Origin of the sequence: Lysobacter capsici, from assembly GCF_018732085.1 — a bacterium.
Lineage (GTDB): Bacteria > Pseudomonadota > Gammaproteobacteria > Xanthomonadales > Xanthomonadaceae > Lysobacter > Lysobacter capsici_A.
Genome location: NZ_CP076103.1, coordinates 1990133 through 2012474 on the forward strand (window position 1 = coordinate 1990133; position 22342 = coordinate 2012474).

Genomic DNA, 22342 nt, shown 5'->3' on the forward strand with positions numbered 1-22342 from the left:
TGGCCGTGCCCGTCGTCGTAGCGCGCGAGGTTGTCTCGCGATCCACACTCCGGGCACGGCTCCTTGGCTACGAACTGAGACTCACCGTTTTCCACGCAGCATGGACCACGCCGAGCGGTGGAAGGTCAGGCCGATCTTCCGGTTGAGTGCGCTGCGCACCATCGCGTACAGGCGGGTGCGCTGGGTCTTCGGGGTGTTGGTCGTGGCGGCGTCGAATGCGGTACGCATCGCGTTGGCGGTGTTCATGCGTGGGTCTCCATGTAGCGGGCGAAGTCGTGGGCGTCGTTCTCCGCGAAGGAGCGCTCGTCGAAGTAGTCCTGCTTCATCGCGTAGTCGGCATAGCCGGCTTGCAGCTCGGCGACCGTGTAGCGACGCTGCGACTGCACCGGCGCGTTCCGCGGCCGGCGGGTGCGCTTTTGCGCCTTCGAGAACGAGTAGCGCGTGTACGGCTGACCGGTGGCGTCCGTGCAGCGCGCCTTCTCGATTTCATAGCCGGCGTTCTTGAGTTCGCTGATTCGCGAAGCCAGGCGGCGGATGCGGTAGACGCCCTCGGCCTGCCAGCTCGTGAGGTGCGCTTCGGTGAACAGGTGGTTGCGCACGAGCGCGGCTTGCTTGGAAACTTTCATGTGGATTCCTGGAGGCAGATGCAGGCGCGGTCGAACACGACGGGGAGTTGGAGTGATTTCTCCAGTGCCCGGAGCGCGGATCGCTGCTGCGAAGTGAATGTGTCGGCGGGAACGAGGGCTTCGCTAAGGCCCCCGATCAGACACACCTGCAATGCGCGGTGGTTTGAGCCAGGAGCCAAGCAGCCGGGTTCGTCCGAGGCGCGTCCCGTATGTACGGAACCGTCGCGCTCGATGACGTAGTGGACTGCGATCTTCGAGAAGCCTTGCGTGCGGTGGATGCGCGCCAGCTCGGCCGCGTTGACCTCGTGGGTCGGACGCGTCATGGATGCCAGCACGTACAGCAGCTCAGCCGATGCCATCTTCTTGAGGCGCATCAGCGGAAGAGCGACCCGATGAACTCGCAAGCGCGAGCGAATACGGTTTGCTGGGCCGTTGCGTAGATACGAACGGAAGTGTGTGCAGCCTCGCCGGTGGCGGCGAAGCGCTTGCTGGCAATCACCGTGGTGACCCATTTGTCGTCTTCCCACAGCTTCGCGTGGGTGATGGCGTCGAGCGGAGCCTTGAGGTAGTTGTCGATGTCGCCCTTCGGCGTCACGAGCTTTGAGGTCCGCGCTTTCGTGCAGACGACCTCGACCACAACAACGAGCGGGCCTTCGGGGACCACGGCGTTGACGGTCTTGAGGTACTTGGCCGCTTCCGCGAGCCAGCCCTTGTACGGCTTAGCGATGTAGGTTCCCCACTTGGTCACGCGCGGACGCGAGGCGGGCAGGGGCTCTATCGGAAAAACCAGGGAGACGCAGAGTTGCGTCTCCCCGGCCGGCGAATCAGTAATCGCCGCTGCTTTCTTCGGCGTCACCGCTTTCTTCTTCGTCTTCGGCGTCTTCGGTGCTCTCGTCGGCACCGTCACCGCCGTCGAAGCCGTCCTCGTCGTCGAAGTCGTTGGCCGCGGCCGCGCCGCCGCCGAATTCCACCAGGTCGATGATCTGCACCGCGACCAAGCGCAGCGACAGGCCGAATTCCTTGTCCTTCGCGTTGAAGTACGGTGCGACCTCGAAGGAGACCTTGAGCTGGCTACCGCCGCCGATGTTGGGCGGGTTCTTGAGGACGACCTTCTTGGCGTTGAGGATCACCGGCTTCATGAAGTAGACCTTTTGGGTCTTCTTGGCGGTGATCTTCGCCTTCATCTTGAAGTTCATGAGCGTGCGACCGGTCTCTTCGCCCTCGTCGTCCAGCTCGGCCGAGAAGAAGTCCACCTGCTTCGCGACCTTCTTGAACTTCGGGTTCTCCGAGATGTACTGCTTGAACGCCGCTTCGCGAACGGCGGTCAGTTCGGCGATCAGCTTGTTGGCTGCGTCGTCGTCGCCTTCGAACGCCAGCTTGGCGCTGTAGACGCCATCGGCGTCGAACTTGGTATCGGCTTGGTTCAAGCGCGGCCAGATGGCCGTGCCCTTGGGCGACACGTAACGCTTACGTGCCGGTTTCTTCTGCGTCATCGTTGAACTCGTAGAGGGGATTGATGATGTGGCCCGCCTCGATCAGGCGTGCCTCGATTGCGGCGTCCGCGCGGCCAGTGGTTTCCAGCTGGAACTCGCGGATCGCGTGCAGGGTGTCGAGGTAGCCGCTCATTGCAGCTTCCCCGCGATCTCGATGTCGGCGTACTTCGCGACCGCCGAGAGGGTGTTCACTTCGCGGAACCGGCAGTCGGCTTCCATGCGTTCGACGAGAACGATCAGGTCGAGCGGGTCGTGCCCGCAGGCATCCGCGGTGTACTTGAGTGCGCACGCCAGACCGATCAGCTGATCGGCCGGGTGCTCGATGCCCTGCATCCCGTTGATGACCGCGAACGCCCCTTGCGAGGCGGCCTCGGCGCTGCGGGAGTACAGGACGTGGCGACGAAGGCGCGGCTCAGCGTGCATAGAGCGGAGTCGGCGTGCGTTGCGGGGGAAGCCACAGCCGCGGCACAGGCCACGGCGAGGGGGGCTTGTGGTTGAACTTCGCGCTCATCAGTCGTTGAGCCGCGCCATCGCGTTGCGGAAGCCGGCGATGTCGCCGTATTCCTGCGGGCTGTAGATGCCGACGACTTGGCCCACGCTGTCCTGCGCGACGTAGGTTCCGAGCTGGTGGTTGAAGTTGATGCTCATGCGGTTCCTTTGTGGTTTATGTTGCAAATGTGGGATGAATTAGGCAAAGAAGTACCTGGAGTCGTTGACTGCCGTCAGGTCCAAGTTGCCGGTGGGCGGGAGTGGCGGGATTTTTTCGCCGAGGTTTACGGGGAGCTGCGCGACGAGTTCATCGCGGAACGCTCCCAGCACGTCCCCCTCGTACTGCTGCACAAAGGCGTGCCTCAGCGCTGCGGCGATGACCCCGGTGTGTGCGGCGTGTGTGCCGTAGGAGTCGTGGATCATCGCGAAGCTGTCCAGCCCGTTGTCCGCCGCCACATTCACGGTGAGCATCATGTGCGATGCGTCGCAGCTGTGAACGAAGTTCGGACTGATACCGAGAGCCTGGCGACGGCGATCGAGGGTTGTACCGTCTATAGCCACTGTTATATCCATCACCCGTCCGCCTACGTGCATTTGCAGGCGCTTGCCCTTGTCCTCGCGGTACTCTTGGAGCACCGGAAAGCCGGCGGGTGTGGTCCAGCTGATCGGCAGGTCGCCCGCCGATGCAACCTTAGATGCGGCCTTGAGCCAGTCCATCGCGTGTCGAGCGGCGATCACGACTTCGCCAATGCACTTCCACAGTAGTTCCGCCAGATACTCGGCCGCGTCCCAGTCCAGCTTGATTCCTTCCTTCGACGCTGCGTCGAGTACCTGAGCGCGCATACCGGACTTCGTGACGCCGTAGGGAAGCGTCATAACTGGCGTCTTCACGATTTTCCGCGACAGCCGGCCGTCGAGCACAAGGGCTGCAGGGATTCCCGCCTCGGCGTCCGTCCTTACGCGGGCGGCGACAAGGGTCAACACCTCTGTATAGATGTCGGCCGGTTTCGGATGGGCGATCAGGTTCGTCGCGGCGCCGCCGATCTCGTCGCGCAGCATCGCGGAGAAGTTCTGTAGACCGTTGCAGGAGCCGTCGAGTGCGACAGGCAGGTGCGACACGTGGTCTTCGCCGTTGATGCGGTAGCCGAGCCACTCAAAGCACGCGGCGAGTGCGCAATAGGGTGAGTCGGCTTTGCACCACAGGCGCTCACCGTCGAGCGGATTGAGAGCCGAGTCGAGAATGGCGTCCTCGTTTGCCATCACCCACGCCACGCGGTCCTCGAAGCTGACCTTATCGACGCCGAAGCAGTTCGCGAGGTGGATGCTGAGCCAGAAGACGCCATTGGGGCCGAGCCGTTCACCTTTCGCGAACGTGAGCAGGGATTTCGCCTGATCGTCGCCCTGCGGCGTAAGGATCGACGGGATGGGATAGCACCGGCCGCGGAAGTCCAGGTTGTGCGGGAAGTAGATCGCCGCCTCGTCTCTGAACTTGAGGGCGAGGTCGATCTTCTGTGCTGCGGCGACGCGCTGAGAGACGCTGCGGGCGTTCTGCTCGTACACCGCCGCGCGGCTGCGCTTCCACGCCTTGAAATCGTCCGCGTGGTGCTCGCGGTAGAACTCGGGGTTTTCAGCGAGCAACGCCGGCTGATCGGGCAGGGCGGTCAGCTCTCGGTCGGGCAGGCCGCCAATGAGGCCGCCAGCTTCCCACGCCTGCTGCATGACTTCGAGGACGGCCTTGTTGATCTTCCACGCAGTCCCCTGGATCAGGTTGAGGGCGCGGTAGACCTCGGGCATGTCAGCATTTGCCAGTTCGGCCTTATACGCACGATTGCGGGTGCGCACCAGGTCGGCCCGACCCCCGATGTCAGTGAGATAGCCACCGTCGGTAGGGGTCGTCCAGGGCTGCGGCGGAACCAGCATTGGCAACCACACGGGCAAGAACATGGACGCGCTGTCATGCGCCTTCTCAAGCCACTCCATGATCTTCGGAGTGCCGCGAAGCACGGTCAGCGACGAGCGGGCGGCAGATCGATACTCATAAAGTTCGGCAAGCCCGGTCGCCTGGATGAAGAGTTCGATTAGCTTCATACCGATCGTAACCTCGGTGCGTGCATCGAACGTCAGGATGGGCATTTCGGCTTTCGCATCCTGCTTGCCTGCCGCGCGATCGGCGGCGGCCTTCTCGTTGGCCTTCACGAGGGTGTGGTTCATCACGCCGGTCGCGTGGTGCGCCGAGGTGGACTTCTTGAGCTGCTCCTGGACAACCCGGTAGAGGCCCTTGTGGGTGTCGCGCAGCAGCTTGTAGTTGATGTCTTGGGCCAGCGCCGAGGCGACCGAGCGCGCGACGCCGGTGACGTGGGCTTTCTTTCCGGTCAGGGCGTTCACGCAGATGGTGGCGGTGAGGTAGGCGCAAGCGTCGGCGTCCATCTCCCTTAGCCACTTCACGGCCGCATGCCGTTTCCCGGGGCGACCGGTGTCGGCGTCAGCCACGAAGGCTCTGATCGCGGCCCCGGTATCAGCCACGGCGGCAAGTACGAGTCTGCGGCCTGGGCCGGTGTCGGCTTCGTCGGCGCGGGCCTGAGCCTTCGCGTAGCGGACGATGCCTAGCGAAGTTGATTCGCGTTCGAGTTCGATCTGGCGTTCAAAGAGCTGGGAGGAAGATTGCATAATAGAAATGCGTCCCGGATGTGGAATGGAGTAGACAAAGCAAAGCCACCCCGCCGAAGCGGGGTGTTGATGGGTGGCAACCGAAGAGGGCGACTCCGCGGGGTTGGCGCTGCGGGCGTCGCCGATGGACTTCGCGGGGGCCGCGGTGGGCGCGACCTGCTGAGCTGCGGCTGTGAGGGCAGGGTGTGGCTTCGGGTTCTCTTTAAGTGAGATCGCGCCGCTCGCCGGGTCGTCTGTCTATAGCCACTGTTTTATTCGCCGTCACCAGGCGCGGCACCGTGTCACCTAATACGTCACCGCGGGCGTCACCAAATCGCGGAGAGCTAATGGTGACGTGGCCGGAACCTGGATTTAGGTTCCAGCGGGTAACCCCCGTGCGGGTTCGAGTCCCGCCTTTCGCACCACGTCGGCTGGCCTGAAGGCCATCCGCCGTGAATGTCTCAATGGCTCGGCGGTCCGGCCGGGGTTTCAACCGGTTCGTGAATCCGCAACGCCGTAGCGGCGACCCCGGTCGCGACCGCGACAGTCCCGAGGCTTGTCCCGGCAAGTGGACCCGCTACCGACGGCCCGAATCGCATCGGCGCCTGTCTTCGGGACCTCCGCGACGCCCAAACCCCCGATCCGATCGCCAAAACGCGACCAATCGCCCGCAAAACCCCGCCCAAGGCCGATTCGGCGGCCGTTGACGCTGGCAGCGGCGGCCTTTATCGGCCAAACTAGTAAGTTCCGCTGACCGGGACTGCTGCCGCCCAGGCCAGCGGCCGGACAGGATCATCAACATCGTCGCCGCGGCAGGTGCCGCGGTCGCAGGAGTGGATATGCAAGTTTCGCTCGAATCGCTGGGCTCGCTGGAACGCCGTCTGACCTTCAGCCTCCCCGCCGAAAATCTGGAAACCCAGGTCGGTGGCCGCCTGCGCGAAATCGCGCGCGACGCCAAGATCAAGGGCTTCCGTCCCGGCAAAGTGCCGACCAAGGTGATCGAGCAGCGCTTCGGCGCCCAGGTCCGCGCCGAAATCCTCGACGGCCTGCTGCGCGAGAGCTTCAGCAACGCCGTGCGCGAGGAAAAGCTGCAGATCGCCGGTAACCCGCGCATCGAGCCGGCCGCCGAAGGCGGCGAAACGCTGTCGTACATCGCCACCTTCGAAGTCGTGCCGGATTTCGGCGACATCGACGTGAGCAAGCTGCAGGTCCTTCGCCACACCGCCGAAGTGACCGACACCGACATCGACGCGATGATCGAGAACCTGCGCCTGCAGCGCCGCACCCTGACCACCGTCGAGCGCCCGGCCCAGGCCGGCGACGTGGTCGAGCTGGAAACCTGGAGCCAGGTCGGCGAGGAGCGCCTGCCGGCCGAGGGCGCCGAGTACGGCAGCACCCAGATCGGTTCGGAATCGATGTTCAAGCCGCTCGAAGACGCCATGATCGGGGTCAAGGCTGGCGAGGAAACCGTCGCCGAGGTCGAATTCCCGGCCGACTGGCGCGCGCCGCAGCTGGCCGGCCAGAAGGCCAGCGTGCACCTCAAGCTCAACCACGTGTCCGAGCCGGTGCTGCCGGAGGTCGATGCGGCCTTCATCAAGAGCTTCGGGGTGAAGAGCGGCGATGCCGAGCAGTTCCGCAACGACATCCGCACCAACCTGGAGCGCGAGCTCAAGGGCGCGCTGATGACCCGCCTGCGCCGCGAAGTCGGCGAGCAGCTCATCGCCGCCTACGAGTCGGTCGAAATGCCGCCCAAGCTGGTCGAGAACGAAGCCCGCGACATGGTCTGGCAGACCGTCGAGCAGGCCCGTCGCCAGGGCCGCCAGATCGAAGCCCCGGCCGATGCGCACCTGAACTACATGGACGCCGCCCGCAAGCGCGTGCTGGTCGGCCTGCTGGTCGGCGAGATCGCGCGCCGCAACGAGCTGCGCCTGGAGCCCAAGCGCGTCAACGAGACCCTGCGCCTGATCGCCTCGACCTACGAGGAGCCGCAGCAGGTGATCGACCTGTACCGCAACGACCAGCAGCTGATGGCCGGCCTGCAGAACCGGGTGATGGAGGAGCAGGTGATCGACTGGATCGCCGAGCGCGCCCAGCACACCGAGCAGCCGCTGTCGTTCAGCGAGGCGATCCGCCCGAACTGAGCGGGTTCCGCCCAGCCGGTGGCCGGCGCGATCGCTCGCGCCGGCGCTGCCGCCCACGTTGCGGACGCTGTCGGCAACCGGTGTTAGCAGCCGCCAAAACGTTTTTAGCAATCGCGCCTCTTGCGCTGCGGTCCGGCCGGCCCCAAGTTGGCCGGACCGCGCTGCGTTTATCAGCGCACTTCTACGTCAGCCAATAGGTGCCGTTGAACATGGACAACCGAACCAAAGCCTTGAACCTGGTGCCGATGGTGGTCGAACAGACCAGCCGCGGCGAGCGCGCCTACGACATCTACTCGCGCCTGCTCAAGGAACGCATCATCTTCCTGGTCGGCGGCGTCGACGACCACGTCGCCAACGTGATCGTGGCGCAGATGCTGTTCCTGGAAGCTGAAAATCCCGAAAAGGACATCAGCCTCTACATCAACTCGCCCGGTGGCGTGGTCACCGCCGGCATGGCGATCTACGACACCATGCAGTACATCAAGCCCGACGTGAGCACGATCTGCATCGGCCAGGCCGCCAGCATGGGCGCCTTGCTGCTGGCTTCGGGCGCCAAGGGCAAGCGTCTGGCGCTGCCGAATTCGCGCGTGATGATCCATCAGCCGCTCGGCGGCTTCCAGGGTCAGGCGACCGATATCGACATCCACGCCCGCGAGATCCTGACCCTGCGTCAGCGCCTCAACGAGATTCTGGCCAAGCACACCGGCCAGGACCTGGACACGATCGCCCGCGACACCGAGCGCGACAACTTCAAGAGCGCCCAAGCCGCACTCGAATACGGCCTGATCGATCAGGTCGTGGACCGTCGCCCCGAAGAGTCGGTGCAGCCGTCCTGAGTCCGGCCGCAGGCCCGGTAATGACGCAAATCCTTGATCGCACTGGCAATCCAGGGCGAGGCCCACGCTACGGGGTGGGCCGGGGACGCTGTGTTATTCTCGGGCCGGCATAACTGAATCAGCGTTGGCGGCGCTTGCCGCCAAGGCTTTTTGGGCATATTAAGAACCAAGCTTCACACTAAGCAGCAACGGACCCCACCAAGCATGACCGACGATCGACAAGGACGCAGCACGGGCGACAGCAACAAGATCCTGTATTGCTCGTTCTGCGGTAAAAGCCAGCACGAAGTCCGCAAGCTGATTGCGGGTCCGAGCGTCTTCATCTGCGATGAATGCGTCGAGCTTTGCAACGACATCATCCGTGAGGAACTCGAGGAAAAGGCGCAGTCGGCACGCAGTCATCTGCCCAAGCCGCGCGAGATCCTCGAGGTGCTGGACCAATACGTGATCGGCCAGCTGCGCGCCAAGCGCACGCTTGCTGTGGCCGTGTACAACCACTACAAGCGCATCGAGAGCCGGCAGAGGAACGACGACGTCGAATTGTCGAAGTCGAACATCCTGCTGGTCGGCCCGACCGGTTCGGGCAAGACGCTGCTGGCCGAAACGCTGGCGCGGCTGCTCAATGTGCCGTTCACGATCGCCGACGCCACCACCCTGACCGAAGCCGGTTATGTGGGCGAAGACGTCGAGAACATCATCCAGAAGCTGTTGCAGAAGTGCGACTACGATGTCGAGAAGGCCCAGCAGGGCATCGTCTACATCGACGAAATCGACAAGATCTCGCGCAAGAGCGACAACCCCTCGATCACCCGAGACGTGTCCGGCGAAGGCGTGCAGCAGGCGCTGCTCAAGCTGATCGAAGGCACCGTCGCGAGCGTGCCGCCGCAGGGCGGGCGCAAGCATCCGCAGCAGGAGTTCCTGCAGGTCGACACGCGCAACATCTTGTTCGTGGTCGGCGGTGCGTTCGCGGGCCTGGACAAGATCATCCAGCAGCGCAGCACCGAAGCCGGCGGCATCGGTTTCGGCGCCAAGGTCAAGAGCAGCGAGCGCAAGGTCGAGATCGGCAAGATCCTGGCCGAAGTCGAGCCCGAGGACCTGATCAAGTTCGGCCTGATCCCCGAGTTCGTCGGCCGCCTGCCGGTGGTCGCCACGCTCGAGGAGCTCGACGAAGCGGCGCTGATCTCGATCCTGACCGAGCCCAAGAACGCGATCACCAAGCAGTTCCGCAAGCTGTTCGAGATGGAGAGCGTCGAGCTCGAGTTCCGTCCCGACGCGCTCGCGGCGATCGCGCGCAAGGCGCTCAAGCGCAAGACCGGCGCGCGCGGCCTGCGCACCATCGTCGAATCGGTGCTGCTGGACACGATGTACGAACTGCCGTCGCTGGAAAACGTCAGCAAGGTGGTGGTCGACGAGTCGGTGATCGAACACAAGTCCGAGCCGTATCTGATCTATCAGACGCCGCCGGCGCAGCCGAAGGTCGCCGCGGCCGAGTAAGCCGCGGCATCGCGCGAGGCTGCGGCCATTGCGAGGCATCAACGAAAAGGCCAGGCGCTCGCGTCTGGTCTTTTTCGTTGTGGGATGGATTGATGCGATGAGTTGCGCGCGGCCCGCTTCGCACGGTGGCCTCGGACTTGGGTTGCATCGCCTCGACGGCGGAGGCGGCCCGCGACTTTTTGGTTGCAGATCACGCGGCGACCTGAGCCGAAAGCGTCGGGGCTGAAAAGCCCTCCCACAAAAGATTTCGGGGCCACGAGGTCTTTTGTGGGAGGGCTTTCAAGCCCGACGCTCTTGTTTCAGGTCGCGGTGATCTGAGCCGAAAGCGTCGGGGCTGAAGCCCCTCCCACAAAAGCTTCCGATGCCACGAGGTCTTTTGTGGGAGGGCTTTCAAGCCCGACGCTTTTGTTTCAGATCGCGGTGATCCCGCTGAAAGCGTCCAGCTCAAGCACTCCTGCATACGATTTCGACGCTGCGAGGCCTGTTGGGGTATCCGCGCCACCGCCGCGCCCAGCCCCAGTTAAACAGGTCCCAGGCGGCGCAGCCCGGCCGCCGCCAGCCGCCGCCAGGCACTGCCAGGACCGCCACAGTAAGCCGCGCAGTCCCCCCGGAACCGCGGTTAACCCGCCCCAGCCGACCTGTCCGATCCGCGCCCGGATCGGCGTGTGTTCAGTCAAGAACGGCGTAAGGTGCGAATCAGGCGCCCGCGCCGCCGGCCGCTTGCCGGCCCGCCCGCGCCGACTAGGGTCAAGGCTGGAACTTTGCATGCCGAAAACGCTTCAATCCACTGATTAACAACGGTTTTAAAGGACAACGGACCGCCGCTGCACACGCCGCGCTTGCATCGCTCAGGCGGCAACCCCATAAATCGGTCATGGCGGCCGTAGTGGCCGCAGATCGTATTCATCTGGAGTCCGCATGTCAGACCATACCGAACACGAAATCCTGCAATTGCCGGTGCTGCCGCTGCGCGACGTGGTCGTGTTCCCGCACATGGTGATCCCGCTGTTCGTCGGACGCGACAAATCCATTCGCGCGCTCGATCAGGCGATGGAATCCGACAAGCGCATCTTGCTGGTCGCGCAGAAGTCCGCCGAGACCGACGACCCGGCCGCCGAGGATCTGTACGAGATCGGCACGCTCGCGCAGGTGCTGCAATTGCTCAAGTTGCCCGACGGCACGATCAAGGTGCTGGTCGAAGGCGTCTCGCGCGTCGCGGTGAGCGAGGTGATCGAGCGCGACGGCGCGCTGTCCGGCCAGGCCGTCATCGTCGAGCCGAACCTCGATCGCGAAGAACGCGAGATCGAGGCGATCGCGCGTTCGCTGATGGGCTTGTTCGAACAATACGTCAAGACCAACCGCAAGCTGCCGCCGGAGCTGATGCAGACGCTCGCCGGCATCGACGAGCCCGGCCGCCTCGCCGACACCGTCGCCGCCCACCTGGGCGTGCGCATCGGCGACAAGCAAAAGCTGCTGGAGACCCACGCCATCGGCGCGCGCCTGGAGCAGCTGGTCGGCCTGGTCGACGGCGAGATCGACGTGCAGCAACTGGAAAAGCGCATCCGCGGCCGGGTGAAGTCGCAGATGGAGAAGAGCCAGCGCGAGTACTACCTCAACGAGCAGATGAAGGCGATCCAGAAAGAGCTCGGCGAGATCGACGATGCGCCCAACGACATCGACGAACTCACGCGCAAGATCGCCGAAGCCGGCATGCCCAAGCCGGTGGAGACCAAGGCCAAGGCCGAACTCAACAAGCTCAAGCAGATGTCGCCGATGTCGGCCGAAGCCGCGGTCGTGCGCAACTACCTGGACTGGCTGCTCGGCGTGCCGTGGAAGAAGCGCAGCAAGATCCGCAAGGACCTCAAGGCCGCCCAGGACGTGCTCGACGCCGATCACTTCGGCCTGGAGAAGGTCAAGGAGCGCATCCTTGAATACCTCGCCGTGCAGACGCGCGTGAAAAACATGAAGGGCGCGATCTTGTGCCTGGTCGGCCCGCCGGGTGTCGGCAAGACCTCGCTGGGTCAGTCGATCGCCAAGGCCACCAACCGCAAGTTCGTGCGCATGTCGCTCGGCGGCGTGCGCGACGAGGCCGAAATCCGCGGTCATCGCCGTACGTATGTGGGGTCGATGCCGGGCCGCATCGTCCAGAACCTCAACAAGATCGGCACCAAGAACCCGCTGTTCGTGCTCGACGAAATCGACAAGATGTCGATGGATTTCCGCGGCGATCCGTCTTCGGCGCTACTGGAAGTGCTCGATCCCGAGCAGAACCACTCGTTCAACGATCACTACCTCGAAGTCGATCTGGACCTGAGCGAAGTGATGTTCGTGGCGACCTCCAACTCGCTCAACATTCCCGGCCCCTTGCTCGACCGCATGGAAGTGATCCGCATCCCGGGTTACACCGAGGAAGAGAAGCTCAGCATCGCGATGCGCTATCTGCTGCCCAAGCAGATCAAGGCCAACGGTCTGAAGGTCGAGGAGATCAAGATCGTCGAGTCGGCGGTGCGCGACATCGTGCGCTACTACACGCGCGAGTCGGGCGTGCGCAATCTCGAGCGCGAGATCTCCAAGATCTGCCGCAAGGTGGTCAAGGAAATCGCGCTGGCCGGTCCGAAGCCGAAGAAGGGCAAGGACGGCGTGCATACGATCAGCACGAAGAACCTCGAGAAGTATCTGGGCGTGCGTCGCTTCGATTTCGGCCGCGCCGAAGAGCAGAACGAAGTCGGCCTGGTCACCGGCCTGGCCTGGACCGAAGTCGGCGGCGATCTGTTGCAGGTCGAAGCCACGCTGGTGCCGGGCAAGGGCCAGCTGATCCTCACCGGACAGCTCGGCGACGTGATGAAGGAATCGGCGTCGGCGGCGTTGTCGGTGGTGCGTTCGCGCGCCGAACACCTCGGCATCGACGTGGAGTTCCTGCAGAAGCACGACGTGCATGTGCATGTGCCCGAAGGCGCGACGCCGAAGGACGGCCCGAGCGCGGGCATCGGCATGGCGACGGCGCTGGTGTCGATGCTGACCAAGAATCCGGTCAAGGCCGACGTGGCGATGACCGGCGAGATCACCTTGCGCGGCCGCGTGCTGCCGATCGGCGGCTTGAAGGAAAAATTGCTGGCGGCGCTGCGCGGCGGCATCCGCACCGTGATCATTCCCGAAGAGAACCGCAAGGATCTGGTCGACCTGCCCAAGAGCGTGACCCAGGGTTTGAACATCGTGCCGGCGCGCTGGATCGACGAGGTGCTCGGCCTCGCGCTCGAACGTCCGATCACGCCGACGCCGCCCGCCGGCGAAGGCGAACTTCCGGTTCGCGAAAACAACAAGAGCAATCCGCAGCCCGACGTCAAGCACTGACTCGGGCCGCTGGTCGGAATCCATCGTCAAGGGGCAATAAAAATCGCTGAAAGCCGCGCCACAGCTAGCTTTCAAGCTTGCGCCCCCAAAATGCCGCTGGTATAACGACCGCAACCGCGCTGCAGCATCCCCACAACAAATCTGCAGAACGGCACACTTGATCGGAACGTTCGCCTCCTGCGGCGTTCGTTCCGATTCTCAGAACACGCGGTCACACCGCACAGGGAGTCAAGAAACTAATGAACAAGGCCGAACTCGTAGGCGCCGTTGCCGAAACCGCCGAGCTGTCGAAGACCGACGCTACCGCCGCCGTCGATGCACTGATCGACGTCGTCACCAAGGCGCTCAAGAAGGGCGACACTGTCACGCTCGTAGGCTTCGGCACCTTCCAGGTGCGCCAGCGCGCCGCGCGCCAGGGCCGCAACCCGAAGACCGGCGAGACCATCAAGATCGCGGCTTCGCAGAATCCTTCCTTCAAGGCTGGCAAGGCGCTGAAGGATGCTGTAAACTAAGCAGCTCGCCGACGATGCCAACGCATCGAAGGCAGAATCGAAGCAACGAACCCAGATGCTCGGGTGCTTAGCTCAGCGGTAGAGCGTCTCCTTTACACGGAGAGGGTCGGGGGTTCGAAACCCTCAGCACCCACCAGACTCTGGTCTTTCTGCCGCGACATCCGCCTGAACACGGATGCCCAGCAAGACGCGAGTCGGGTTCGTACTTCGAAAGTTTCAAAGCAGCGGAGTGGTAGTTCAGTCGGTTAGAATGCTGGCCTGTCACGCCGGAGGTCGCGGGTTCGAGTCCCGTCCACTCCGCCAGTTTTGCCAGAGGCGCCGGGAACGGCGCCTTTGTTTTTATATAAGTGAGAGCCTTGTTTTTTCGGTCGCGACCCGGCCGGTGGATTCAGGGTCTGCTGCAAAAGTTTCAAAGCGCGGAGTGGTAGTTCAGTCGGTTAGAATGCTGGCCTGTCACGCCGGAGGTCGCGGGTTCGAGTCCCGTCCACTCCGCCAGTTTCTCCAAAGGCATCGGCAACGATGCCTTTGTTTTTTCCAGGTTTTGCGCGGCACCGGCAACGGCGCCTGCGTTTTAAAAAGGCGCCCCGCAACGGGCGCCTTTTTTCTCGCCTCGGGATTGCCGTGACGGCGCCCGGTACGGATCGGGTGGGCAGGGCAGCAGCACGGCGAATCCGCCGGCCCGGCCCTGGCAAACCGACCCCGGCCTGTCGCCCCTGTCGCCCGGGTGTCCAGGCGCGGGCGGTCCCCGCGAGTGCGACCGACGTCGCCCCCTCCCGCCCGCGGCCCGGAACCGCGCTAAACTGTCCGGCTTACGACTGAACGCGACCCGGACAATGCTGCAGACACTTCGCGACAAGACCTCTGGCTGGATCGCCACGGTGATCCTGGGACTGCTGATCATTCCCTTCGCCTTCGTCGGCATCGAGCAATACCTCGTGCAGCGCGTCGACAGCGCGGTCGCGCGCATCGAGATCGCGCCGTCGTGGTGGCGTTCGGCGCCGTCGTGGTGGCCCGCCTCGATGCTGTGGAAGCACGAGTCGATCGATCGCTCGCAATTCGACGAGCGTTTCCAGCAGGAACGCGAACGTCGCCGCGCCCAGCAGGGCGAGCAGTTCGACGCACGCGAGTTCGAGACCCTGGAAAGCAAGCGCGAAGTGCTGGAAATCCTGATCGACGAACGCGTGCGCAAGCTCGCCGCCGACGTCGACGGCCTGGCGGTCAGCGATGCGCTGGTGATCAAGACCATCCAGAGCATTCCCGACTTCCAGGACGGCAACGGCAAGTTCAACCAGGAACGCTACGTGCTCGGCCTGCAGATGCGCCAGCCGCCGCAGACGCCGGCGCAGTTCGAACAGTTCGTGCGCGAGCGGCTGATGGAAGGCCTGCTGACCAGCGGCGTCGGCCAGAGCAACTTCCTCACCCACAGCGAGATCGATCGTCTGGTCAAGCTGATGGGCGAGAAACGCGACGTCAGCCTGGTGATGCTGCCGGCGCCGGCCGCGGATACCTCCGAAGTCGCCGCCGCCGATATCCAGAAGTGGTACGACAGCCACGCCAAGGATTTCCGCGCGCCCGAGAGCGTCAACATCGAGTACGTCGAGGTCATCGGCGCGAACCTGCCGCCGCCGGCGCCGCCGACCGAACAGGCGCTGCAAGAGCGCTACAAGAGCGAGCAGAAGCGCTTCCTCGCCGAAGAACAGCGCCAGCTCTCGCATATCCAGATCAACGTGCCCGCCGGCGCCGATGCCGCCGCGCAGAAAGCCGCCGAAACCAAGGCGAACCAGATCGCCGCGCAGGCCAAGGCGCCGGGCGCCGATTTCGCCGCGCTGGCGCGCGCCAACAGCGACGACCTGGGTTCCAAGGCCGCCGGCGGCGACCTGGGCTGGGTGGGCAAGGGTGCGATTCCCGGCGCGTTCGACGCGGCCGCGTTCAAGCTCAAGGTCGGCGAGGTCAGCGCGCCGGTCAAGGACGAAAGCGGTTGGCACGTGATCGTGGTGCGCGAGATCAAGAGCGGCCAGCAGCAGCCGTTCGAGCAGGTGCGCGAGGCGCTGGTGCGCGAGGAAACCGAATCGCTGCGCGAGAACGCGTTCAAGGACGTGTCGGGCAAGCTGGTCGATCTGGTCTACAAGAACCCGACCACGCTCGAAGGCCCGGCCAAGCAGATGAACCTGCCGCTGCTCAAGCTCGGCCCGATCACCCGCGACGCCGCCGGCAACACCGGCATCGCCAAGAACCCGGCGGTGATCCGCGCGGCGTTCTCCGAGGCGCGTATCCAGGACAACACGGTCAGCGATCCGATCGATATCGGTCCGGACCACAGTGTGTTGATCCGGGTCGTGGCGCATACGCCCGAGCGCGCGCTGCCGCTGGCCCAGGTCCGCGACAAGGTGATCGCCGCGGTGCGCGCCGATCGCACCGCCAAGACCGCCGAAAAGGACGCTGCCGCGCTGGTCGCGCGCATCAACGGCGGCGAAACCATCGCCGCGGTTGCCGCGTCCAAGCAACTGCCGGCTCCGGAAACGGTGCCCGACGTCGCCCGCGGCATGCCGCTGCCGACGCCTGAAGTCAGCGAGGCGATCTTCCTGGTCAAGGCGCCGGCCGCGGGCAAGGTCGCGGCCGGCAAGGCCAATCTTCCCGATGGCCGCATGGTGTTGTTCGCGATCAACAAGGTCGTGCCGGGCAAGGCGTCGGATATCCCGGCGACGCAGATGGACATGCTGCGTACCCAGCTCACCCAGATGGGCGGTCTCGACGAAAGCCGCGAGCTGACCTCGGCGCTGCGCAAGCGCATGCAGATCAAGGTGATGGACGACAATCTGCGTTGATCGTCGCGACAGATCGCGATTGAAAAAGGCCCGGCGATCGCCGGGCTTTTTTTATGCCGTGGTGTCGATCGCGCCTCGATGACGCCGGCATCGAAGTTTGCACGGTGCCGGCTGACCCGGCTTCATCGGTGATGATGTTGAAGCGCGCGTCGCTGTCGAGGCGTCGTCGGTGCCATGGCCGCTTCGGTGGTTCATCGTTGCGAACATTCGCTTCCGCGAAACCCGATGACGGTGCGTCGCGACGACTCGCGAGCAGCGGCGCGTACCGGTCTGCGGGTGAACGCGATACCTGCGGCTTGCCGGCGCTGTATGCCGTATCGCTCGTCGGCACGAAGTGCTGACGACGGCCGGTGGGAGGGTATCGATGATCCTGGCGGTGCGGCGTGTCGGCAGGATGTCGATGTTGATCGGCGAGGCGGTTCGGCCCTGGTTGAGGCGTCATGGCCGGCGCTTGGCTACCATGCGCGCATGAAAAGCAGATTGATCGCCGTCGGCGAACGCGCGCCGCGCTGGGTCGCCGAAGGCTTCGGCGAGTACCAGAAGCGCCTGTCGCATTGGCTGCCGCTGGAACTGGTCGAGATCGAACCGGGCTTGCGCGGCAAGGGCCGCGACGCCGTGCGTGCGACCCAGGACGAAGGCGCGCGCGTGCTCGCCGCGCTGCCGAAGAATGCGTGCGTGGTCGCGCTGGAAGGACGCGGGCGCTTGTGGACCTCGGAACAGCTCGCGCAGCGCCTGGAGCATTGGCGCGGGCAGGGGCGCGATCTCGCGTTCCTGATCGGCGGACCGGAAGGGCATGCGCCCGAGGTGCTGGCGCGCGCCGACGAGCAATGGTCGCTGGGGCCGTTGACCTTGCCGCATATGCTGGTGCGGCTGGTGGTGGCGGAGCAGTTGTACCGGGCGGCGGCGTTGCTGGTGAATCATCCGTATCACCGGGCTTGACGCTCGGGAATCGGGAATCGGGAATCGGGAATCGGGAATCGGGAATCGGGAATCGGGAATCGGGAATCGGGAATCGGGAATCGGGAATCGGGAGGGTTTTGCCGAGTTTGCTTTTGCTCGTCATCCCCGCGAAGGCGGGGATCCAGGGCTTCATCCAGGCGTGACTCTGAAGTCTCTGGATCCCCGCCTTCGCGGGGATGACGAGCAGGGGCGAGGATGTCTCGTCAGACGTCGGGTACCGAGTGCGGGATATGAGGCACTAGGTACCGGCCGTTGGCCGTTGGCGTTTAGCGTCAGCCATCAGCCATCAGCCATCAGCCATCAATCAGCCATCGATCAGCCATCAGCCACCATCGGCCGCCATTCAAGAACGCCAAACTGCCGCAGCGCCACCGCAATCGCCGACATCCGATTCTCGATTCCCAATTCCCAATTCCCAATTCCCAATTCCCAATTCCCGAACCAAAAAAAGCCCGGGCCAAGGCCCGGGCCTTTTTTGGTTCAACGCGCGAAAGAAAACCTTACTGCTCCAGCTTGAACTCGATCGGCACGCGGCCGCGGGCCTGGACCGGCTGGCCGTTGCTCATCGCCGGCTGGAACTTCCAGCGCGACTTGACCACCCGGATCGCGGCCTGGTCGAGCAGGCGATGGCCGCTGCTGCGCACCACGCTGACGTCGATCGGCTTGCCGTCGATGCCGACCAGGATCTCCAGCTCGACCACGCCGGTGAGGTTTTCGCGCACCGCCTGCGGCGGGTACGACGGCGGCGGGCTGCTGAGCGCCTGCAGCGATGCGCCGGTGAGGACCTGCGGGCCGACGTCGATCGACGGCGGGGTGAACGCGGCAACGGTGTCGGAGCCGAGCACGTCGCCGATCTGCGGGGTGTCGTTGATCACCACCGGTGGCGGTTCGATCGTCTGGGTTTGCTGGACTACCGGCGTCGGGGCGGGATCGCGCACGGCGCGTTCGATCCTGACCGGCGGCGGAGGCGGCGGTTCGATCTTCTTGTCGGGTTTGACGATCACGATCTGAGTGACGGTCTCCAGCGGCTGTTGAATCAGCTTGGGCGCACTCAGCGGAACCAGCATCAACATCAGCATGGCCGCGTTGAAGGCGATGGCGCCGGCGTTGGCGGCGATGCGGGTGCCGTCCAGTTGGGTGGAGTGGGAAGGGATCGCGCGAACCATGTGCTGCCTCCTTGGATTGTCTACACATCACAGACAACGACTGGATACCGCCAACGGGGTCGAATCAGAAAGCGGTCTCGTGTCACAAAGTTGCGCCGGCGCGGGGCGGCAATGCAAGCGGTTCTCGTTTGCGACTTTGGTCGCTGACGGCACCCGGCCAAGCGCCACGGGCGCTGGCATCGGCGCGGCGGCGTTGCGGGATTTCGCTGGGGTTTTTCGCGGGTCGGCCGATTCGGCGCGCGTGGCCGATGTGCAATCCGCACGTGGCGTATCGCTGAACGGACGGCAACGAAGGTGTGAGCGGCATGCGCTTGGCCACTTGCGCGAGCCCGATCGCCGCGATCGTTGCGGCGGTAACTTTCGTCGCCGCACCGCAAAAACGAAGACCCGCTTGCGCGGGTCTCGTCTGCAATCATCGATGGCGGCGCCGGTCGTGACTACGCGCCGGCCGGGTCCTGATCGGCCCCGGGCTTGCGTTCCAGGCCGCCCTCGTCGGGATTGGGCGGTTTGCGCGGATGCGGCTGGTGCGCGTCGTCGGGATCGCGCGGCTGCGGTTCCGGGTAGCCGGGGTTGCGTCCCGGCTTGGGGTCGGACGCCGGCGGCGTGGTCTTGTCGGGGCCGGCCACGCTTACTTGCCCAGCTCGAACACCACGTCGAGGCTCATCGACAAGGTGTTTTCGCCCGGCGACACCGAGGTGTCGGCGGCCGCGCCGGCCTTCTCCATGCGCATGGCCATCATCGGCATCGGCATCGGCGGGGCGAAACGGCCGCCTTCGCTGACGCTGACGATGCGGCGCACCTTCATGCCGAGGGTCTTGGCGTACATCTCGGCGCGGGCCTGGGCCTTTTCGATCGCGCCGCGGCGCGCTTCGTCGAAGGCGACGTCCTTTTCCTTGTCGTCGATGTCGAAGGTCGGGCCGTTGATCTGGTTGGCGCCGGTAGCGACCAGCGAGTCGAGGATCTTGCCGAGCTTGGACAGATCGCGCACCACCAGGTTGACGTTGTTGTTGGCCTGGTAGCCGGTGATCGCCGGCGGCTGGTTCTCGACGTAGCGGTACTGCGGGCTGAGGTTGATGCCGCTGGTCTGGATGTCGCGCTCGGCGATGCCGGCGGCCTTGATCGCGGCGACGACCTTGGCCATCTGCTCGGCGTTGGCGCGCATCGCGGCGTTGGCGTCGGCGGCCTGGGTCACCACGCCGGTCGAGATCGTGGCGATGTTCGGGGTGCGCTTGGCGTCGGAGGTCGCCGACACCGACAGCAGGGTGCTGTCGCTGGCGACATAGCCGGACGGGGTCTGGGCGGAAGCGGTCATGGCGGTTGCGGCTCCGAGGGCGAGGGCGGCGGCGAGCGCCAGCGGGCGCAGCGAGTTGCGGATGGATGCGTTGCCGATGGAGCGGGAACGGGCAACGGTGTACGTGGACGACGACCGGGTCATGTGCAACTCCTTGGTGGACGAGGCTAGGGTCTTGCTGAACAGGTTAACGAACCGTGATTCGGTGCGGGGTTTGCTCCAAATGGCGTGGGCTGGCGCTCAGTCAGCCCGGGTTATGCTTTTGCGCATGCTCTATCTCGCCTCCCAGTCGCCGCGGCGACGCGAATTGCTCAGCCGCCTCGGCCTGGAATTCGGCCTGCTCGAACTCGATGTCCCCGAACACCGTCAGCCCGGCGAGCCGGCGTTCGACTATGTGCGCCGTGTCGCCCGCGAGAAGGCCGGCGCCGGCCTGCTCAAGGTGATGGGCAATCCCGACGCGGTGGTGCTGGGTTCGGACACCGAAGTCGTGCTCGACGACGAAGTGTTCGGCAAGCCCCGCGATCCGGCCGATGCCGCGGCCATGCTGCGGCGCCTGTCCGGCCGCACCCATCAGGTGATTTCCGCGGTGTCGGTGGTCTCGCCCGCGCGCGAAGCGCAGGCGGTGTCGATCTCGGAAGTGAGCTTCGCCGAACTCGACCAGGCCACGATCGCGCGCTACGTCGCCAGCGGCGAACCCGACGGCAAGGCCGGCGCGTATGCGATCCAGGGCGGGGCCGAGGTGTTCGTGACCCGCCTGGCCGGCAGTTATTCCGGGGTGATGGGCCTGCCGCTGCACGAAACCGCGCGGCTGCTGCGCGAATTCGGCTACGGCGCCTGACGGCACGGGCGCGGCGTGGGCGCCGTGCATGACAATACCTCGACAACGTGGAACTTAAGGTGCCGCGCCTGCTTCCCATCCAGTACGTCCCATCCATCACGTCTGACTTAGGACCCGCGCCGCCTCATGACTGAAGAGATCCTGGTCAACGTCACTCCGCGCGAAACCCGCGTCGCCGTCGTCGAGAACGGCATGCTGCAGGAGCTGCACATCGAGCGCGGCTGGCGCCGGGGCGTGGTCGGCAACATCTACAAGGGCAAGGTGCAGCGGGTGATGCCGGGGATGCAGGCGGCGTTCGTCGAGATCGGCCTGGAACGCGCGGCGTTCCTGCACGCGGCCGACATCGTCAAGTTCAATCAGCTCAGCGAAGGCGACGGCGAGGGCGACGCCGCGCCGCTGCCGCCGACCCCGACCCGGCCGATCGCCGAGTTGCTGCGCGAAGGCCAGGACATCATCGTGCAGGTGGTCAAGGACCCGATCGGCAGCAAGGGCGCGCGCCTGACCACCCAGCTGAGCATTCCCTCGCGCTATCTGGTGCTGTTGCCGCGCACCCGCGTGGTCGGCGTGTCGGCGCGGATCGAAGACGAGTCCGAGCGCGCGCGCTTGAAGTCGCTGGTCACCACTCTGGCGCCGAGCGGCGACCACCACGGCTACATCGTGCGCACCAACGCCGAAGGCCAGCCCGAGGAGGCGCTGGCCGAGGACATCGGGTATCTGAGCCGGGCCTGGGCCTTGATCGCCGAGAAGTCCGGCAGCTGCAAGGTCGGCGAACGCGTCTACGAGGACCTGAGCCTGCCGCTGCGCGCGGTGCGCGACCTGATCCGCCGCGACGTGGAGAAGGTCAAGGTCGACTCGCGCGAGACCTGCGAACGCCTGCGCAGCTTCGCCGCCCAGTACATGCCGGGCCTGGCCGAAAAGATCGAGCACTACACCGGCGCGCGGCCGATCTTCGACCTGTACGGGGTCGAGGACGAGATCCAGCGCGCGCTCGACAAAGAGGTGCCATTGAAGTCCGGCGGGTACCTGGTGATCGACCAGACCGAGGCGATGACCACCATCGACGTGAACACCGGTTCCTTCCTGGGTCAACGCAATCTGGAGGAAACCGTTTACCGCACCAACCTCGAGGCGGCGCAATCGGTCGCCCGGCAACTGCGGCTGCGCAACCTGGGCGGAATCATCATCATCGACTTCATCGACATGACCGACCAGGAGCACCGCCGGCAGGTGCTGCGCCAGTTGGAAAAGGCGTTGACCCGCGATCACGCCAAGACCACGGTGTACGAGTTCTCGCCGCTGGGGCTGGTCGAGATGACCCGCAAGCGCACCACCGAGAGCCTGGAGCGCCAGCTCAGCGAGGCCTGCCACGAATGCGGCGGCCGCGGCACCTTGAAGACCCCCGAGACGGTGACCTACGAAATCTTCCGCGACATCGTCCGCCAGGTGCGCCAGTTCGACGCCGCGCGCCTGCTGGTGATCGCCTCGCCGAAAGTGGTGGCGCGCATCACCGACGAAGAGTCCGCGGCGGTGGCCGAGCTGGAGGGGGGGGGGGGGGGGGGGGGGGGGGGGGGGGGGGGGGGGGGGGGGGGGGGGGAGCAGTTTGATGTCGTGCTGCTCTGAAGCCGGGAATCGGGAATCGGGAATCGGGAATCGTAGAAGCGGTTCGACGCTTTC

At 65.0% G+C, this 22342-nt stretch carries 21 protein-coding genes and 3 tRNA genes; 12 read left to right on the top strand and 12 right to left on the bottom strand.

The genetic code is table 11. The features are described 5' to 3' along the window. Nucleotides 1-81: 81 nt before the first annotated feature. From KME82_RS08250 to KME82_RS08290, 9 genes are all read right to left on the bottom strand, one after another. A complete protein-coding gene (locus tag KME82_RS08250; RefSeq protein ID WP_215498083.1) occupies nt 82-246 on the bottom strand; it encodes a hypothetical protein in 165 nt (54 codons plus the stop codon). Beyond that, nucleotides 243-626 (bottom strand): helix-turn-helix domain-containing protein, encoded by a 384-nt coding sequence (locus KME82_RS08255; RefSeq protein ID WP_215498084.1) that lies wholly within the window; start codon nt 624-626, stop codon nt 243-245. The genes KME82_RS08250 and KME82_RS08255 overlap by 4 nt, the downstream gene beginning before the upstream one ends. Beyond that, a complete protein-coding gene (locus KME82_RS08260) occupies nt 623-1000 on the bottom strand; it encodes an N-acetylmuramoyl-L-alanine amidase (RefSeq protein WP_215498085.1) in 378 nt (125 codons plus the stop codon). The genes KME82_RS08255 and KME82_RS08260 overlap by 4 nt, the downstream gene beginning before the upstream one ends. Further along, on the bottom strand, nt 1000-1482 hold the full coding sequence (locus KME82_RS08265; protein WP_215498086.1) for a RusA family crossover junction endodeoxyribonuclease: 483 nt from the start codon (nt 1480-1482) through the stop codon (nt 1000-1002). The genes KME82_RS08260 and KME82_RS08265 overlap by 1 nt, the downstream gene beginning before the upstream one ends. Beyond that, nucleotides 1451-2119, bottom strand: coding sequence for a DUF2815 family protein (locus KME82_RS08270; RefSeq protein ID WP_215498087.1), 669 nt, complete (start codon nt 2117-2119; stop codon nt 1451-1453). The genes KME82_RS08265 and KME82_RS08270 overlap by 32 nt, the downstream gene beginning before the upstream one ends. Continuing rightward, complete coding sequence (locus tag KME82_RS08275; protein ID WP_215498088.1) at nt 2094-2252, bottom strand: hypothetical protein; 159 nt, start codon at nt 2250-2252, stop codon at nt 2094-2096. Before KME82_RS08275 ends, KME82_RS08270 begins: the two co-directional genes overlap by 26 nt. Next, complete coding sequence (locus tag KME82_RS08280; RefSeq protein WP_036109988.1) at nt 2249-2542, bottom strand: hypothetical protein; 294 nt, start codon at nt 2540-2542, stop codon at nt 2249-2251. The genes KME82_RS08275 and KME82_RS08280 overlap by 4 nt, the downstream gene beginning before the upstream one ends. An 87-nt stretch (nt 2543-2629) precedes the next feature. Then, a complete protein-coding gene (locus KME82_RS08285) occupies nt 2630-2767 on the bottom strand; it encodes a hypothetical protein (RefSeq protein ID WP_215498089.1) in 138 nt (45 codons plus the stop codon). A gap of 39 nt (nt 2768-2806) precedes the next feature. Beyond that, complete coding sequence (locus KME82_RS08290; RefSeq protein WP_215498090.1) at nt 2807-5275, bottom strand: DNA-directed RNA polymerase; 2469 nt, start codon at nt 5273-5275, stop codon at nt 2807-2809. 818 nt (nt 5276-6093) lie between these two features. Between KME82_RS08290 and tig the strand changes: the two genes are divergently transcribed. The 10 genes from tig (at nt 6094) to rlmH (ending at nt 17352) form a co-directional block, all read left to right on the top strand. Continuing rightward, a complete protein-coding gene (tig, locus tag KME82_RS08295) occupies nt 6094-7395 on the top strand; it encodes a trigger factor (protein ID WP_215498091.1) in 1302 nt (433 codons plus the stop codon). Between the two features lie 209 nt (nt 7396-7604). After that, nucleotides 7605-8231, top strand: coding sequence for an ATP-dependent Clp endopeptidase proteolytic subunit ClpP (gene clpP / locus KME82_RS08300; RefSeq protein ID WP_056108935.1), 627 nt, complete (start codon nt 7605-7607; stop codon nt 8229-8231). A 204-nt stretch (nt 8232-8435) separates the two neighbouring features. Further along, nucleotides 8436-9725: an ATP-dependent Clp protease ATP-binding subunit ClpX gene (gene clpX, locus KME82_RS08305; RefSeq protein WP_036109996.1), complete on the top strand. Its 1290-nt coding sequence runs from the start codon at nt 8436-8438 to the stop codon at nt 9723-9725. Between the two features lie 918 nt (nt 9726-10643). Next, nucleotides 10644-13076 (top strand): endopeptidase La, encoded by a 2433-nt coding sequence (lon, locus tag KME82_RS08310; RefSeq protein ID WP_215498092.1) that lies wholly within the window; start codon nt 10644-10646, stop codon nt 13074-13076. Nucleotides 13077-13315: 239 nt separating this feature from the next. Beyond that, nucleotides 13316-13588 carry an HU family DNA-binding protein gene (locus KME82_RS08315; protein WP_036110003.1) on the top strand — a complete coding sequence of 91 codons (273 nt, stop codon included), beginning with the start codon at nt 13316-13318 and terminating at the stop codon, nt 13586-13588. 61 nt (nt 13589-13649) lie between these two features. After that, nucleotides 13650-13724, top strand: a tRNA-Val gene (locus KME82_RS08320). 90 nt (nt 13725-13814) lie between these two features. Beyond that, nucleotides 13815-13891: transfer RNA gene (locus KME82_RS08325), tRNA-Asp, on the top strand. A 115-nt stretch (nt 13892-14006) separates the two neighbouring features. Beyond that, nucleotides 14007-14083: transfer RNA gene (locus KME82_RS08330), tRNA-Asp, on the top strand. Between the two features lie 338 nt (nt 14084-14421). After that, a complete protein-coding gene (locus KME82_RS08335) occupies nt 14422-16413 on the top strand; it encodes a SurA N-terminal domain-containing protein (protein ID WP_215498093.1) in 1992 nt (663 codons plus the stop codon). A 468-nt stretch (nt 16414-16881) separates the two neighbouring features. Then, complete coding sequence (rlmH, locus tag KME82_RS08340; protein WP_215498094.1) at nt 16882-17352, top strand: 23S rRNA (pseudouridine(1915)-N(3))-methyltransferase RlmH; 471 nt, start codon at nt 16882-16884, stop codon at nt 17350-17352. 521 nt (nt 17353-17873) lie between these two features. Here rlmH and KME82_RS08345 read toward each other — a convergent pair. The 3 genes from KME82_RS08345 to KME82_RS08355 form a co-directional block, all read right to left on the bottom strand. Beyond that, the gene (locus KME82_RS08345; RefSeq protein WP_215498095.1) at nt 17874-18539 is read right to left on the bottom strand and encodes an energy transducer TonB; all 666 of its coding nucleotides are present in this window, start codon (nt 18537-18539) and stop codon (nt 17874-17876) included. 437 nt (nt 18540-18976) lie between these two features. Continuing rightward, nucleotides 18977-19165 (bottom strand): hypothetical protein, encoded by a 189-nt coding sequence (locus KME82_RS08350; RefSeq protein WP_215498096.1) that lies wholly within the window; start codon nt 19163-19165, stop codon nt 18977-18979. A gap of 2 nt (nt 19166-19167) precedes the next feature. Further along, nucleotides 19168-19914, bottom strand: a complete 747-nt coding sequence (locus KME82_RS08355; protein ID WP_215499014.1) for an SIMPL domain-containing protein — start codon at nt 19912-19914, stop codon at nt 19168-19170. A 184-nt stretch (nt 19915-20098) separates the two neighbouring features. Here KME82_RS08355 and KME82_RS08360 point away from each other — a divergent pair, with 184 nt between their 5' ends. Together KME82_RS08360 and rng are read left to right on the top strand one after the other, a co-directional pair. Further along, nucleotides 20099-20668 (top strand): Maf family protein, encoded by a 570-nt coding sequence (locus tag KME82_RS08360; RefSeq protein ID WP_215498097.1) that lies wholly within the window; start codon nt 20099-20101, stop codon nt 20666-20668. Nucleotides 20669-20794: 126 nt separating this feature from the next. Further along, nucleotides 20795-22288, top strand: coding sequence for a ribonuclease G (gene rng, locus KME82_RS08365; RefSeq protein WP_215498098.1), 1494 nt, complete (start codon nt 20795-20797; stop codon nt 22286-22288). The last annotated feature ends 54 nt before the right edge of the window (nt 22289-22342 follow it).

Bases quoted from the DNA above. Each gene is read 5' to 3' on its own strand.
- KME82_RS08250 (WP_215498083.1), bottom strand. From the start codon at position 246: ATGAACACCGCCAACGCGATGCGTACCGCATTCGACGCCGCCACGACC.
- KME82_RS08255 (WP_215498084.1), bottom strand. From the start codon at position 626: ATGAAAGTTTCCAAGCAAGCCGCGCTCGTGCGCAACCACCTGTTCACC.
- KME82_RS08260 (WP_215498085.1), bottom strand. From the start codon at position 1,000: ATGCGCCTCAAGAAGATGGCATCGGCTGAGCTGCTGTACGTGCTGGCA.
- KME82_RS08270 (WP_215498087.1), bottom strand. From the start codon at position 2,119: ATGACGCAGAAGAAACCGGCACGTAAGCGTTACGTGTCGCCCAAGGGC.
- KME82_RS08275 (WP_215498088.1), bottom strand. From the start codon at position 2,252: ATGAGCGGCTACCTCGACACCCTGCACGCGATCCGCGAGTTCCAGCTG.
- KME82_RS08280 (WP_036109988.1), bottom strand. From the start codon at position 2,542: ATGCACGCTGAGCCGCGCCTTCGTCGCCACGTCCTGTACTCCCGCAGC.
- KME82_RS08285 (WP_215498089.1), bottom strand. From the start codon at position 2,767: ATGAGCATCAACTTCAACCACCAGCTCGGAACCTACGTCGCGCAGGAC.
- KME82_RS08290 (WP_215498090.1), bottom strand. From the start codon at position 5,275: ATGCAATCTTCCTCCCAGCTCTTTGAACGCCAGATCGAACTCGAACGC.
- tig (WP_215498091.1), top strand. From the start codon at position 6,094: ATGCAAGTTTCGCTCGAATCGCTGGGCTCGCTGGAACGCCGTCTGACC.
- clpP (WP_056108935.1), top strand. From the start codon at position 7,605: ATGGACAACCGAACCAAAGCCTTGAACCTGGTGCCGATGGTGGTCGAA.
- clpX (WP_036109996.1), top strand. From the start codon at position 8,436: ATGACCGACGATCGACAAGGACGCAGCACGGGCGACAGCAACAAGATC.
- lon (WP_215498092.1), top strand. From the start codon at position 10,644: ATGTCAGACCATACCGAACACGAAATCCTGCAATTGCCGGTGCTGCCG.
- KME82_RS08315 (WP_036110003.1), top strand. From the start codon at position 13,316: ATGAACAAGGCCGAACTCGTAGGCGCCGTTGCCGAAACCGCCGAGCTG.
- KME82_RS08335 (WP_215498093.1), top strand. From the start codon at position 14,422: ATGCTGCAGACACTTCGCGACAAGACCTCTGGCTGGATCGCCACGGTG.
- rlmH (WP_215498094.1), top strand. From the start codon at position 16,882: ATGAAAAGCAGATTGATCGCCGTCGGCGAACGCGCGCCGCGCTGGGTC.
- KME82_RS08345 (WP_215498095.1), bottom strand. From the start codon at position 18,539: ATGGTTCGCGCGATCCCTTCCCACTCCACCCAACTGGACGGCACCCGC.
- KME82_RS08360 (WP_215498097.1), top strand. From the start codon at position 20,099: ATGCTCTATCTCGCCTCCCAGTCGCCGCGGCGACGCGAATTGCTCAGC.
- rng (WP_215498098.1), top strand. From the start codon at position 20,795: ATGACTGAAGAGATCCTGGTCAACGTCACTCCGCGCGAAACCCGCGTC.